Annotated in this window: 10 protein-coding genes; 2 read left to right on the forward strand and 8 right to left on the reverse strand. The window is 65.6% G+C overall.

Features of this window, described 5'->3' with window-relative positions; all coding sequences use genetic code 11:
- Nucleotides 1-67 precede the first annotated feature (67 nt).
- A complete protein-coding gene (gene argS, locus VFB18_RS07695) occupies nt 68-1,828 on the reverse strand; it encodes an arginine--tRNA ligase (RefSeq protein WP_324973120.1) in 1,761 nt (586 codons plus the stop codon).
- A 30-nt stretch (nt 1,829-1,858) separates the two neighbouring features.
- A complete protein-coding gene (locus VFB18_RS07700) occupies nt 1,859-3,067 on the reverse strand; it encodes a deoxyguanosinetriphosphate triphosphohydrolase (RefSeq protein WP_324973121.1) in 1,209 nt (402 codons plus the stop codon).
- Between the two features lie 47 nt (nt 3,068-3,114).
- On the opposite strand from VFB18_RS07700, the gene VFB18_RS07705 reads away from it, so the two are divergent.
- Nucleotides 3,115-3,447 (forward strand): iron-sulfur cluster assembly accessory protein, encoded by a 333-nt coding sequence (locus tag VFB18_RS07705; RefSeq protein WP_324973126.1) that lies wholly within the window; start codon nt 3,115-3,117, stop codon nt 3,445-3,447.
- A 187-nt stretch (nt 3,448-3,634) separates the two neighbouring features.
- Nucleotides 3,635-4,417 (forward strand): exodeoxyribonuclease III, encoded by a 783-nt coding sequence (gene xth, locus VFB18_RS07710; protein ID WP_324973129.1) that lies wholly within the window; start codon nt 3,635-3,637, stop codon nt 4,415-4,417.
- Between the two features lie 16 nt (nt 4,418-4,433).
- On the opposite strand, the gene VFB18_RS07715 is transcribed toward xth, so the two are convergent.
- The 6 genes from VFB18_RS07715 to VFB18_RS07740 all read right to left on the reverse strand — a co-directional run.
- On the reverse strand, nt 4,434-5,447 hold the full coding sequence (locus VFB18_RS07715; protein WP_324973132.1) for a tetratricopeptide repeat protein: 1,014 nt from the start codon (nt 5,445-5,447) through the stop codon (nt 4,434-4,436).
- The gene (ilvD, locus tag VFB18_RS07720) at nt 5,434-7,158 is read right to left on the reverse strand and encodes a dihydroxy-acid dehydratase (RefSeq protein WP_324973134.1); all 1,725 of its coding nucleotides are present in this window, start codon (nt 7,156-7,158) and stop codon (nt 5,434-5,436) included. Before ilvD ends, VFB18_RS07715 begins: the two co-directional genes overlap by 14 nt.
- Nucleotides 7,159-7,447: 289 nt before the next feature.
- A complete protein-coding gene (locus VFB18_RS07725; protein ID WP_324973137.1) occupies nt 7,448-8,215 on the reverse strand; it encodes a phosphatase PAP2 family protein in 768 nt (255 codons plus the stop codon).
- Nucleotides 8,216-10,927: a valine--tRNA ligase gene (locus tag VFB18_RS07730; protein WP_324973140.1), complete on the reverse strand. Its 2,712-nt coding sequence runs from the start codon at nt 10,925-10,927 to the stop codon at nt 8,216-8,218. It abuts the gene before it with no gap.
- A 76-nt stretch (nt 10,928-11,003) separates the two neighbouring features.
- Entirely contained in the window at nt 11,004-12,218 is a 1,215-nt protein-coding gene (locus VFB18_RS07735) for a DUF2497 domain-containing protein (protein ID WP_324973143.1), read from the reverse strand.
- Between the two features lie 162 nt (nt 12,219-12,380).
- Nucleotides 12,381-13,532 (reverse strand): TolC family outer membrane protein (locus tag VFB18_RS07740; protein ID WP_324973145.1); only part of this gene is annotated, 1,152 nt, incomplete at its 5' end.

Below are 13,532 nucleotides of genomic sequence, written 5' to 3' on the forward strand. Positions count from 1 at the left end.
TGCGGCCGCGCCCGTCATCGTGCGTGGACATGGCTACTTCCCTCGAACCACCCCTGCCCCAGGTCGGCTAGTGCAACTCGTGCATGGCGTTAACCCCGAGGATCCCCAAACCCAACGCCAGAACACGCTTCGTGGCAGCCACGAGCGCTACACGAGCACGCGTTAACTCTCGGTCACTCTCGTAAATAAATCGTAATTGTGGCAAGTCTTTGCCTCTATTCCATAATCCATGGAAGTCGCCGGCAAGGTCATACAGATAAAAGCCGATGCGATGAGGCTCATGAGCTTCGGCGGCAGCTTCCACGAGGCGCGGGAACTGCGCGATGCGCTTGATCAGGGCCGTCTCGCCCTCGTCCTTGAGCAGGCTCAGATCGGCTTCAGCCAACGCCCTCTCCCCCAGATCGAGGTCCGGAAAGGCTTCCCGAACGTTACGCAGAACCGAACTCGCCCGCGCATGGGCGTACTGAACATAGAACACCGGGTTATCCCGCGACTGCTCGGTGACCTTGGCGAAGTCGAAATCGAGCGGCGCGTCGTTCTTCCGGTAGAGCATCATGAACCTGACGGGGCCCGGCCCCACCTCGTCCACGACCTCCCTGAGCGTCACGAACGTCCCGGCACGCTTCGACATCTTGACAGGCTCGCCGCCCCTGAACAAGCGAACAAGCTGGCAAATCTTGATATCGAGCTTGGCGTTGCCCTCGGTCAGGGCGGCGACCGCGGCCTTGAGCCGCCTGACGTGACCGGAGTGATCGGCGCCGAACACGTCGATCATCGATTTGAAGCCGCGCTTGAACTTGTCGCGGTGATAGGCGATGTCGCTGGCAAAATAGGCGTAGGAGCCGTCCGACTTGACCAGGGGCCGGTCACTGTCGTCGCCGAACTGGGTCGAACGGAAGAGAAGCTGCTCGCGGTCCTCCCAGTCCTCGTCGACCTTGCCCTTTGGCGGCGGCAGGCGCCCCTTGTAGATGAGACCGCGGGCCTTGAGGTCGTTGATCGTCTCGGCGATCTCGTCGCGCGAACCGGCGCTCAGCGAGCGCTCGGAGAAGAACACGTCGTGGCGGATGCCGAGCGCGAGAAGATCGTCCTCGATCAGCGCAAGCATGGCTTTGAGCGCGGCGCCCCGCACGATGGGGAGCCACTTCGCCTCAGGCATGGCGAGAAGCTCATCGCCATGCTCGGCGGCGAGCGTCTGTCCCACTCCCTTGAGATAATCGCCGGGGTAAAGGCCTTCGGGGATCTCGCCGATGTCCTCGCCTAGCGCCTCGCGGTAACGGAGATAGGCCGAGCGCGCGAGCACATCGACCTGGGCCCCCGCGTCGTTGATGTAATATTCGCGCGTCACGGCGTGGCCGGTGAAGGCCAGCAGATTGGCAAGCGCATCGCCGTACACGGCGCCGCGGGTGTGGCCGACATGCATGGGCCCGGTCGGGTTCGCCGACACGTACTCGATGTTCACGGCCTCGCCCTTGCCGATCGCGCTTCTGCCATAGCTCTCGCCCTGCTCCAGAACCATGCGGAGCACGCTCGGCCAAAAGGCATGAGCGAGGGTCAGGTTGATGAAGCCGGGACCGGCTATCTCGACCTTGTCGATGAACGGATTTGAGGCGAGCAGGGGCACGATGCGATCGGCGAGCTCGCGCGGCGCTTTGCCGGCGACCTTTGCGAGCACCATGGCGGCGTTGGTGGCAAGATCGCCGTGCGACGCGTCCTTGGGCGGCTCGAGCGTGATGCCGTCGATGCTCGCTTCCTGCGGCACGACCCCGTCGTGCTTCAACTGCTGCACGGCGGCGAGAACGTGTCCGTGAAATCCTGCAAAGACGTCCATGGAAACTCCGGGGCGGGAACGCCCGGGCGACTAACGCAAATCGGGGGTGGCGTCAAACAGGCGGCGATGCTCGGCAAGCGCGTAGCGATCGGTCATGCCGGCGATGAAATCGGCAATGTGACGGGCATAGGCACGCGTGCCCGAGGGGGGCGCGTGCTCGCACCATTCGAGGGGAAGCGCGCCGCGGTCCTCGCTGTAGCGGGCGAAGAGATCGCTCACCACCCCTTCCGCATCGCCCATGATGCGGTCGATGCGCGGCTCCCGGTAGACGCGCGCGGTGAGGAAGGCCCGTAGCCGGTCGAGTTCCAATTGCATCTCGGGCGAAAAGGCAACGACCGCATGGCCGGCCGCGCGCACATCCTCGATCCTGCTCGGGGCGAGCGCGGCAAGCCGCCGCGCGGTCTCCGCGGTGACGTCGTCGATCATCGCCGTGATGAGCCGCCGGATCGTCTCGTAGAGAAGCCGCGTGCCGTCGATGCCGGGATAAGCGCGCCGCACCTCTTCGAGGGCGAGCGCGGCAATCGGCACCTCGGCGAGGTCGGCGAAGGTGAAGAACGACGCGCGGTAGCCGTCATCGACGTCATGGTTGTTGTAGGCGATGTCGTCGGCAAGAGCCGCGGTTTGCGCCTCGAGCGAAGGATAGGTGGCAAGTTCGAGATCCTGTCGCGCACAATAGGCGAGGATCGGCTCGGGTACTGGCTTCTGCGCCTTGGCGCCGAGAAGAGGGCCGTTGTGCTTCACCAGCCCCTCGAGCGTCTCGTAAGTGAGGTTCAATCCGTCGAAGCGCGCGTATTTCTTTTCGAGCTCGGTGACGACGCGCAAGGATTGGGCGTTGTGGTCGAAGCCGCCCTTCCCGTCCATGGCGGCATCGAGCGCGCGTTCGCCGGCGTGACCGAAGGGGGGATGGCCGAGATCGTGCGCCAACGCGAGCGCCTCGGTGAGGTCCTCGTCGAGCCTAAGGGTACGCGCGAGCGAACGGGCGATTTGCGCCACCTCGAGGCTATGGGTGAGGCGCGAGCGGTAGTGATCGCCCTCGTGATAGACGAATACCTGGGTTTTGTAGTTCAGCCGGCGGAAGGCGGTACAATGCAGGATGCGGTCCCGGTCGCGCCCGAACGGCGAGCGGGTCGGGCTCGGCGGCTCGTCATAAAGCCGCCCGCGGCTCTTGAGCGGATCGGCGGCGTAGGGGGCAAGCTCAGCCCTCCTCCCCCCGCCCTCGCGGCTTCGGTCGATTGACAAGCCCGTGCGCCATCCTATGTTTCGGTGAGAAATTGGCTACACCCAACATGAGCGAACCGTCCATCACCATTAGCGAGCGCGCGGCACGGCGCATCGCCGAGCTTTTGCGCGGCGAACCGGGCGATGCCTTGTTCCGCGTGAGCGTCGAGGGCGGCGGCTGCTCGGGCTTCCAGTACCGCTTCGACCTGGTGAGCGAGCGGGCGCCGGACGATCTTCTGATCGAGCACGACGGCGCGCGCGTCGTGGTCGACCCCGTCTCGCTTGAATTGGTGCAAGGCTCGGAGATCGACTTCGAGGACGAGCTGATCGGCGCCCAGTTCAAGGTCAAGAACCCGAACGTCACCGCGAGTTGCGGCTGCGGTACCAGCTTCTCGATTTAGCCCCGTCTTCACCCACCCATCATGATCGCCCCGCCTGCGCGGGCCGAAGCCATATGCTACGACAGCCGGCTGGTGCTTCGGCGGGTGAAGGCCCGGCCGTCCACGATTTGCACAACGTAAGCGCAACAATCGTGGATGCCCAAGGCGGGGCACGACGGAGTCGGTTTTGGTTGTAAGTTCACGCCCCATGAAGATCGCCACCTGGAACATCAACGGCATCAAGGCGCGGATCGACGCGGCCATGACCTGGCTCAAGCAGGCCTCGCCCGACATCGCCTGCCTGCAGGAGATCAAATGCGCCGACGAGGCCTTTCCGCGCTTCGAGTTCGAGGCGCTCGGCTATAACGTCGACGTGCACGGACAGAAGGGCTTCAACGGCGTCGCCCTGCTCTCGAAGCGCCCCTTCGACGAGGTGAACCCGCGCCTTCCCGGCGATCCCGACGACGTGCAGTCGCGCTACCAGGAGGCAGTGATCTCGGTGCCCTCAGGGGTGCTCCGCATCCTCAACATCTACCTGCCGAACGGAAATCCTCCGGGCTCGGACAAATACGTCTACAAGCTCGCCTGGATGAGCCGCTTACGCGACCGGGTGAAGGCGCTGCTCGCCTACGAGGAGCCGATGATCATCGCCGGCGATTTCAACGTCATCCCGGCGCCCGAGGACGTTTACAATCCCGCCGCTTGGACCGAGGACGCCCTATTTCGCCCCGAGACGCGCGCCAACTTCCAGGCGCTCCTCAATCTCGGGCTCACCGACGCCTTCCGCGCCTGCCACGACGAGCCGAACTGCTACACGTTCTGGGACTATCAGGCCGGCGCTTGGCAGAAGAACCAGGGCTTGCGCATCGATCATCTCCTGTTGTCGCCGCAGGCGGCCGACCGGCTTCAGGCGTGCGAGATCGATCCGAGCCCACGCGGCTGGGAGAAGCCGTCGGACCACGTGCCCATCTTCATCGAGCTTGCCGTTTAAGGCTGGCGCTCAGGCCTCAGGGCTTGAGCCCCTGGGCGTCGCTGCCCTGGCCGCTGAAGCCGACCGAGAGCCCGATCGGCGCCGCGGGCGGGGCGCCGGGCTTTCCGAGCGGAACGGTGTCGGCGGATTTCGCCGCGGCAGCAGCGGCCGGCGCGACCGGCTTCCCGGCACTGCCGACGGCCGGAAGCACGATCGGGCTGGCGGGCTTAGCGGCGACTGCGGAGGCGGCATCGGCAACGGCCCCGCCACCGAGCTCAGGCAGAAGCGCCGAGGCCTCTTTCCGGGTCGCGGCGTCGGACTTGGCGAAGGCCTCGGCATAGAGGTCGGCGATCCATTTCGGCTCCTTGCCGGCGGCCCTGGCGTTTTCATGCGCGAGCGTGATGAGGGCAAGGCCCCTCGCCTCGCGCTGACGCACCTCGGTGCCCCGCCACAGGAGTTCGCCGAGCGTTGCCTGAGCGGCGACGTGCTGTTTCTTGGCGGCCATGGCGAGCCAGTTCACGGCAAGGCCGACGTCCTTCTCGACCCCCTCGCCCTTGAGATAGAGCAGCGCGAGGTCGTATTGCGCATCGGCATTGCCGAAATAGCTCGCGGCGTGACGGAAGAGGTCGGCGGCGTAGGCCGGATTGGCCGGAAGCGGCATCGCCGCAATCCCGTCGAGGTGATACTGGCCGAGCGCCACGAAGGCCTCGCCGACAAAGGGCGCAACCGGGTTCGATGGGCTGATGTCGGCGTATTGGTCGGCGATCGCCCGGTAATAGGTGTAGGCCTTGGCGTCGTCCTCGGGCACGCCGTCGCGGCCGGCGGCATAGATGTGCGCAAGCTTGATCTCGGCACCGAGCACGCCGTGCTTGGCGGCATATTCGAGCGCGGGCAGCGCCGCTGCAACCTTGCCCGCCTTGATCGTGCTCACGCCCTGGCGGTAGGCATCCGTGGCCGATGCATATGGCGGCGGATCGTCGGCCCCGACCGCGACCGGCCCCAATATGAGAAGCGCCGCCGCGGCGCCCAACGCGATCCTACACGTCAGCATAGCACTCGACTTCCACGCCCGCCCCGGGATGGGTCACGGCACCGGTACGCGCCGGACCGACCTCATTTGCGTATTTCCACAAATAGCCGCTTCTGAACTGCGTCGGCTTTGCCTTCCAACTCTTGGCGCGGGCGGCGAGTTCGGCCTCCGAGAGCTCGACATCGAGCGTGCCCTTCATGGCATCGAGCACGATCATGTCGCCGTCCTTGAGAAGTCCAATCGGGCCGCCGACCGCCGCCTCCGGTCCCACGTGACCGACACAGAAGCCGCGCGTCGCGCCGGAGAAGCGGCCGTCGGTGATGAGCGCCACCTTGTCGCCCATGCCCTGGCCGTAGAGTGCGGCGGTGGTGGAGAGCATTTCGCGCATGCCGGGGCCGCCCTTCGGGCCCTCGTAGCGGATGACGATGACGTCGCCTTCCTTGTATTTCCGCGAACTCACGGCGGCGAAGGCATCCTCCTCGCAGTCGAAGCAGCGGGCGGGCCCCCTGAACCTCAATCCCTTCATGCCGGCGACCTTGACGATGGCGCCGTCCGGAGCGAGCGAGCCTCTGAGGCCCACCACGCCGCCCGTCGGCGAGATCGGCTTGTCGGCGGCACGCACAACGTCCTGGTCGGGGTTCCAGGCCACCTTGGCGAGATTTTCCTTCATGGTCCGTCCGGTGACGGTCATGCAGTCGCCGTGGAGATAGCCATGATCGAGGAGGGTTTTGAGCAGCAGCGGCACACCACCCGCCTCGAACAAATCCTTGGCGACATAGCGGCCGGACGGTTTCAAATCCGCGATATAAGGTGTCCTTTTCAAGACTTCGGCCACGGCAAACAGATCGAAGTCGATGCCGCATTCGTGCGCGATGGCCGGGAGATGAAGGGCCGCGTTGGTCGAGCCGCCGGTCGCGGCGACGATGGCCGCGGCGTTCTCGAGCGCTTCTCGCGTGACGATGTCGCGCGGACGGATGTTCAAGGCGATCAGGTCCATCACCTTCTCGCCGGCCGCCATGCAGAAGCGATCCCTGATCTCGTACGGCGCCGGCGCGCCGGCCGAATAGGGAAGCGCAAGGCCGATCGCCTCGGAGACGCAGGCCATGGTGTTGGCGGTGAACTGAGCGCCGCAGGCGCCCGCCGACGGACAGGCGACGTGCTCGAGAGTGTCGAGATCCTCGGCCGACATCTTGCCGACGGAATATTGGCCGACCGCCTCGAACAGGTCCTGGACGGTCACCGGGCGGCCCTTGAAGGAGCCCGGCAGGATCGATCCGCCGTAGATGAAGATCGAGGGCACGTTGAGGCGGCACATGGCCATCATCATGCCGGGCAGAGACTTGTCGCAGCCCGCCATGCCGACGAGCGCGTCGTAGCAATGGCCGCGCATGGTGAGCTCGACGCTGTCGGCGATGACCTCGCGCGAGGGCAGCGAGGACTTCATGCCCTGATGCCCCATGGCGATGCCGTCGGTGACGGTGATGGTGCAGAATTCGCGCGGCGTGCCGTTGGCGGCGGCGACGCCCTGCTTCACGGCCTGCGCCTGGCGCATCAAGGCGATGTTGCAGGGGGCGGCTTCGTTCCAGCAGGTGGCGACGCCGACGAAGGGCTGGTGGATCTGCTCGCGCGACAGACCCATCGCGTAGTAATACGAGCGATGCGGCGCGCGGGAGGGCCCCTCGGTCACGTGGCGGCTCGGCAGCCGCGTCTTGTCGAACGTCTTGGCGTCCATCTGCTAACGTCCAAACGAGAGGTGCGAAGGGAGAAATATGGCGTCGGCGCCACCGCTTCCCAACGGTTCGGCCCAACTTTCTTGCGGCTGTCCCCCAAACTGGAGCCGCTGAAAGCCTTGTCGGCCGATGCTCCTCCTACGGGCGCCGATTTCTCAAAGTTTTATGGCGCAAACGAGGCGCAAAAGCCTCAGCTTGTTGCAATTTAGCTACAGTTGCAAAGATTCTGGATGAAGATGGGACGGTTTTTCCGAGCTTTGCCCGTGAATTAGCCATCCTTTGCCGCCCGCCTCACGGGTCCGTCGGCGGCTTGGCAACACCTCCAAGGCCCAGCGCCGCTCGGAGCCTTAGACCAAGCGTCTTAAGCACGCTCTCCATGCGGGTATCGTCGAGGGGCAGGATGGCGCGCCGGCAGAGAAACACCACAGCCAGCGTCACCACGATCCCGAATACGACGTCGGTGAAGAAATGGCGCCCGAATACCACCCGCATGCCGCTCAAACCTATGGCGATTGCGGCCGCGCCCACGAGCGCGGCCGGACGGACGGCTGGAGGCGCCACGCTCGCCGGGGCGAGCAGCCAAGTCATGGCCGAGGCGTCGCCTGACACGAACGAGCAGTTCCGGTCGCAGTCGCCGCCCGGCTTCCACCACGGCGTGAAGTGCTTCTTGCCTCCGAACTCCTCGACCGCAACGGGGCGCGCGCGCGACCACACGGGCTTCAAAATGCCATTGGTCGCGAGCCCCGGTCCGAGCGCATAGGAGAGGACGAGGAAGAGCGCCACGGTCGGGCGCATCAGCATCTTGCGATGCGGCAGGACGAGCTTGAGCACAAGCGCGCCGCCCGCGGCGATGAGGATCAGCCAGACGAGCCAATCGCCGAGATCGCGCAGAAGATTGGGGAGCGCGCGCGAGGCGTAGGGAAAGCGGCCCGCTGCGGGATCGAAGAAGAGCTGCGCGATGGCGATATCCCATTGCGGGAAGATCGCGAACAGCACTCCGACGACAAGCGCTACGGCTAAAGCGGCGAGGATCCAGGTCCGGCCCAACTCCAGGGTCACCTAGAGCGCCGCCTCGAGCCGCTTCAAGGCCTGCTCGAGCTTGGCCACGACGGCCTCGGCCTCGACCTTGCGCTCGCGCTGCTCCTCGACCACGTGCTCCGGCGCGCGGCTCACGAATTTCTCGTTGGCGAGCTTGGCGTCGAGCTGCCTGATCTCGGAGCCGACCTTGTCAATCTCGCGCTTGAGCCGCTTGTGCTCGGCGCCGATATCGATGATGCCGGCGAGCGGGAGCGCGAGCGTCGCCTCGTCGAGCACAATCTGCACCGCCCCGGCCTGCGGACGCCCGTAGGTCAAGCTGTCGAGCCGCGCCAGCCGCAGCAGCGTTTCCTCGTGGCGGGCGACGCGCGCCTTGGTGATGTCGTTCGCGCCGCTGATGGTGAGCGGCACCTTGGCGCCGGCCGGCACGTTCATCTCGGCGCGCACCGAGCGCACCTCCGAAACGAAGCGGATCAGCCAATCGATCTCGGCGTCGGCCTCGGCGTCCTCAAGGCCCTCCTGCCTGGGCCAGGACGCGAGCATCAGAAAGCTCGCCCGCCCTCCAGCTTCGGCGCCGATCTTCGCCCACAGCTCTTCGGTGACGAAGGGCATAAAGGGATGGAGCAGGATGAGCGCGCGGTCGAGGACAAGCGCGGCGACGGCGCGCGTCTCCTCCGCGGCGGCCTCGTCGCTTCCCGAAAGCACCGGCTTGATCAGCTCGAGATACCAGTCACAGTAGACGTGCCAGATGAAGTGATAGATGGCGCCCGCCGCCTCGTTGAAGCGGAACGTCTCGATCGCCTCGGTCACCGCCGCTGCCGCACGCTCGCTCTCGCCCAGGATCCAGCGATTGACGGTGAGCTTGGCCGAGGACGGAGCAAAACCGGCCCGCGGACGGCAGCCGTTCATCTCGGCGAAGCGCGCGGCGTTCCACAGCTTGGTCGCGAAATTGCGGTAGCCCTCGACGCGGCCGTGACTGAGCTTGATGTCACGCCCTTGCGCGGCCATGGCGGCGAGCGTGAAGCGCAGCGCATCGGCGCCGTATTGGTCGATCAGCTCGAGGGGATCGATCACGTTCCCCTTCGACTTCGACATCTTCTGGCCCTTCTCGTCGCGGACGAGCGCGTGGATGTAAACGTCGCGGAAGGGCACCTCCTCCATGAAATGGAGGCCCATCATCATCATGCGCGCGACCCAGAAGAAGATGATGTCGAAGCCGGTGACGAGGACATCGGTGGGATAATAGCGGGCAAGCTCGGGCGTCTGGTCGGGCCAGCCGAGCGTCGAGAACGGCCACAGCGCCGACGAGAACCAGGTGTCGAGCACGTCCTCGTCGCGCGTGAGCGGAACGTCCTTGCCGTAATGCTGCTTGGCAAGGGCTGATGCCCCCGCCTCGTCCTCGGCGACGAACACCTTGCCGTCAGGGCCGTACCACGCGGGGATTTGGTGGCCCCACCACAGCTGGCGCGAGATGCACCAGGGCTGGATGTTCTCCATCCAGTGGAAGTAGGTCGTCTCCCAGTTCTTGGGCACGAAGGTCGTGCGCCCGCGCTTCACCGCCTCGATGGCGGGCGCGGCCAAGGTCTTGGCGTCGACATACCACTGGTCGGTGAGGCGCGGCTCGATCACCGCATTGGAGCGGTCGCCGTGGGGCACGACATGGACATGCGGCTCGATCTTCTCCATCAGCCCCATCGCCTCCAGCTTGGCGGCGATCAGCTTGCGCGCGGCGAAGCGGAACACGCCGTTCAACTCGAGGATGGTCGCTCTGAGCTCGGCGCTCGGCTCGACGCCGTGGGTGAAGTCTGGATTGGGATCGAGCAGGAGCTTCCCCTCGGGTCCCATGATGTTGACCATGGGTAGGTTGTGCCGCTTGCCCACCTCGAAGTCGTTGAAGTCATGCGCAGGCGTGATCTTGACCGCGCCAGAGCCCTTCTCGGGGTCGGAATATTCGTCGGCGATGATGGGGATGCGGCGGCCGACAAGCGGCAGGATCACGTTCTTGCCGACAAGATGCTTGTAACGCGGATCGTCGGGATGAACCGCGACGGCCGTGTCGCCGAGCATGGTCTCGGGCCGCGTCGTGGCGACGACGATGTAGGCGCCGTTGCCGCCCTCGATCGGATAGCGCAGATGCCAGAGATGACCCTTGGTCTCGACCGGCTCGACCTCGAGATCGGAGATGGCGGTGAGAAGCTCGGGGTCCCAGTTGACGAGCCGCTTATCCTTGTAGATGAGCCCGGCGCGATAGAGCTCGACGAACACCTTGCGCACGGCGCGCGACAGGCCCTCGTCCATGGTGAATCTGAGCCGCGACCAGTCGCAGGAGCAGCCGAGCCGCTTCAACTGCCCGACGATGGTGTTGCCGGACTCTTCTTTCCACTGCCACACGCGCTTGATGAAGGCCTCGCGCCCCATGGCCCGGCGGTTCGGTTCTTGGCGCTCCATCAGCTGGCGCTCGACCACCATCTGCGTGGCGATGCCGGCGTGATCGGTGCCGGGCTGCCACAGCACATCGCGCCCACGCATGCGCTCGAAGCGGACGAGAACGTCCTGAAGCGTGTTGTTGAGGGCGTGCCCCATATGGAGCGAGCCGGTGACGTTCGGCGGCGGAATCACAATGGCGTAAGGCCGCGCGTCCCCGCGCCCGTTGCCGGCCCTGAAGGCGCCGGCATCCTCCCACGCGCGATAGATCGAGTCTTCGATTTGTTGCGGCTGATAGGTCTTGTCGAGCATGGCGTGGTTCAGGCGCGGAAACGGCCGCGCGCGTCCTACGCCGTCGGCTTCTTTGCTGTCAACCCGCGTGCGGCGCTTACTCGCCTCTGAGCCGCGCGGGGTTGTCTTTGAGCTCGTCCTTGAGCGCCGCGGTCAGCACCCGCGTCATGTTCTCGTCGAGCCACTTCTGGAGCATCGGGCGGAGCATGTCCTTGACGCTGTCCTCGAGCGACTTCGGGGTACCCGTAGCATAAGGCGCTTGCGACCCGCCGTTGACGTGCGTCACCGGCGTTTCGGCCTCGGGCTTCGCGGACCAGCTCGGCGGGGAGTCAAGCCCCCAAGCCTGGTCGCTTTGCGGCTCGCTCGGCGCCGCCTCAACCGCCAGGTCGGGCTCGCTACCTTCCGCCTCGCTACCTTCCGCCTCGACCTCGGTGAGCACGAGCTCGGCCTCGGCTTCGACCGCGGGCTCCGACTCCGCCGTCGACTCGGCAACAAAGGGCTCAGGCGACGGAACCGGTTCCGGGATAGAAACCGGCTCATAGGACGGAGCGAAGCCGGTGCTTGGCGAGGCCTCCATGGCCGGCGCCGGTTCGGGCATCGGCTGGAAGGCCGGCGGGGACGTGAATACGGGCTCCGGCTGGGGCTCGAACGAGAAGGAGGGCGACATCGGCACCTGTCCGGCGCGAAGCGCAGCAATAGCGCGCTCGAGCGCAGAGGCGGCCTCTTCGCTCGCGGACATCTGCCTCGGCGGAGATGCCTCCGCCGGCGGGGCCTCGGCTGCCGCGGGTTCAGGCTCAAAAGCGCTCGCCTCGGCAACCGGCTCTTCCTCGACGACCTCCTCAACAAGCTCGAGCTCAGGCTCCGGCTCGGACTCAAATTCCGGCTCGGCCGGAGCAGCTACTTGAGCGGGGCGCGCCGGTGCGGGGTTGAAGAGCTCGATCGGGGCCTCCTCTTCCACCACCTCGACCAACTCGAGCTCTTCGGTCTCCTCCTCGACAAGCTCAAGACCGCCGAGCTCAGCCGTGAGATCGAGGATTTCGTCTTCCTGCGCGGTTTCCTCGGGTGCTTCGGCAGCCTCGGCCGCCGCCTCCTGAGGGGCGCCGCCGCTCTTGCTCAAAACCCGGGCAATATCGTTGATGATCTCGTCGTCAGGCTCGCCCTCGCCGCCATCGAGGCCCTCGTCGACAGGCCGGCTTTGCGTGGCTGGGCGCTGCTGGCGCACCGCATTGGCTTCGTCATCGGAGATGATCCGACGGATGGACGCGAGAATCTCCTCCATCGTCGGTTCAGGAGCCCGCTCCGTGCTGCTCATGACTTGATCCCTTGCCGCCATAACAAGACCCTCGCATCACCCAGGCGGTCAAACACCAGGGGTAGCCCAAAAGTGCTTCTAGCTTAACACCCGTTAAGACCCAAGTCTCGATTTCGATGGGTGAACCGGCCCGATAGTTAACGCGCGGCCGCTGGTTTTGGTTCACTCGTCAGGCGCAGGAGGCGCCGGCGGGCGAAGTCCGAACCACTTGTTCTTTACCATGTCATAGTGCTCGATCGGATCGTAATAAGGCACTGGCAGGCCAAGCGTTTGTGCGTCCATGCGTCCGATCGCTGCGTACAGCGAATATTCGGCGACGACCCGGTCGCGAAGCGCCGTGACGAGGCCGATCTGCGAGTTGAGCAGCTCCCGCTGCGCGTCCAGAACGTCGAGGGTGGTGCGCTGACCGACCTTCTCTTCCTCGCGCACGCCGGTCAGAGCGATCTTGTTGGCATCGACCGCGGCCTGGGCCGAGGCGATGGCCGGACCCGAGGACTGCAGGATGCCCCAATTCGCGATCACGTCGGCATGCACCCGAAGCCTCGCGTCCTCGACCTCCTTCTTCAATTGGTTGTTGGTCTCCTTGGCCTGGCGGACGCGCGCCGCAACCCCGCCGCCCTGGTAGAGCGGCACGTTCACACGCCCCGTGACGGTGGTGGTGAACTCCCCTTCGAGTGAGCTGTCTCCCGGAATATCGGGAGTATTTAGAAAGCCGAACCGCTGCTGATATTGAGCTTCCAGGGTGGCGGTAGGAAGAAGCTCGCCCATGATCTGCTCGACGGCATAGAGCGAGGCTTCCTCCTGATAGACGGCGGCGAGGATGATCGGGTTCTCACCGTCGCCGAGCGTCATCGCCTCGTCGAGCGTGCCCGGCAGGAGATGTTTTATCGAAGGCGGCGTGACGAGGTCGCCGGGCGGATGGCCGATGATTTGCTCGTAGGCGGCGCGGCTCGTCTTCAGATTGGCCTGAGCCGCGGCGAGCGTGGCGAGCGCTTCCGCACGGCGGGCCTCGGCCTGTGCCACATCGGTGCGCGTCACCTCGCCCACATCGAACCGGTCTTTGGTCGCCTTGAGTTGCTCGGTCAGCACCTTCACGTCGTTCTCGCGCAACCGCACGATGGCCGTGTCGCGCACGACGTTGACATAGGCCGTGGTGGCGTCGAGCAGCACCGTCTGCTCGACGGTGCGCAAGCTCTCGCGCGCAGCCTGCACCGTCGCTTTCGCCTGGCGGACGGCGTTCAGATTCTGAAAGCCCTCGAATAGCGGCTGTGTGAGCTGAACCGACCAGCCGCGTGGGTGGCTTGTGCCCGTTGG

The organism is Methyloceanibacter sp. (assembly GCF_035650995.1).
GTDB lineage: Bacteria > Pseudomonadota > Alphaproteobacteria > Rhizobiales > Methyloligellaceae > Methyloceanibacter.

Bases quoted from the DNA above. Each gene is read 5' to 3' on its own strand.
- argS (WP_324973120.1), bottom strand. From the start codon at position 1,828: ATGGACGTCTTTGCAGGATTTCACGGACACGTTCTCGCCGCCGTGCAG.
- VFB18_RS07705 (WP_324973126.1), top strand. From the start codon at position 3,115: ATGAGCGAACCGTCCATCACCATTAGCGAGCGCGCGGCACGGCGCATC.
- xth (WP_324973129.1), top strand. From the start codon at position 3,635: ATGAAGATCGCCACCTGGAACATCAACGGCATCAAGGCGCGGATCGAC.
- VFB18_RS07715 (WP_324973132.1), bottom strand. From the start codon at position 5,447: ATGCTGACGTGTAGGATCGCGTTGGGCGCCGCGGCGGCGCTTCTCATA.
- ilvD (WP_324973134.1), bottom strand. From the start codon at position 7,158: ATGGACGCCAAGACGTTCGACAAGACGCGGCTGCCGAGCCGCCACGTG.
- VFB18_RS07730 (WP_324973140.1), bottom strand. From the start codon at position 10,927: ATGCTCGACAAGACCTATCAGCCGCAACAAATCGAAGACTCGATCTAT.
- VFB18_RS07735 (WP_324973143.1), bottom strand. From the start codon at position 12,218: ATGAGCAGCACGGAGCGGGCTCCTGAACCGACGATGGAGGAGATTCTC.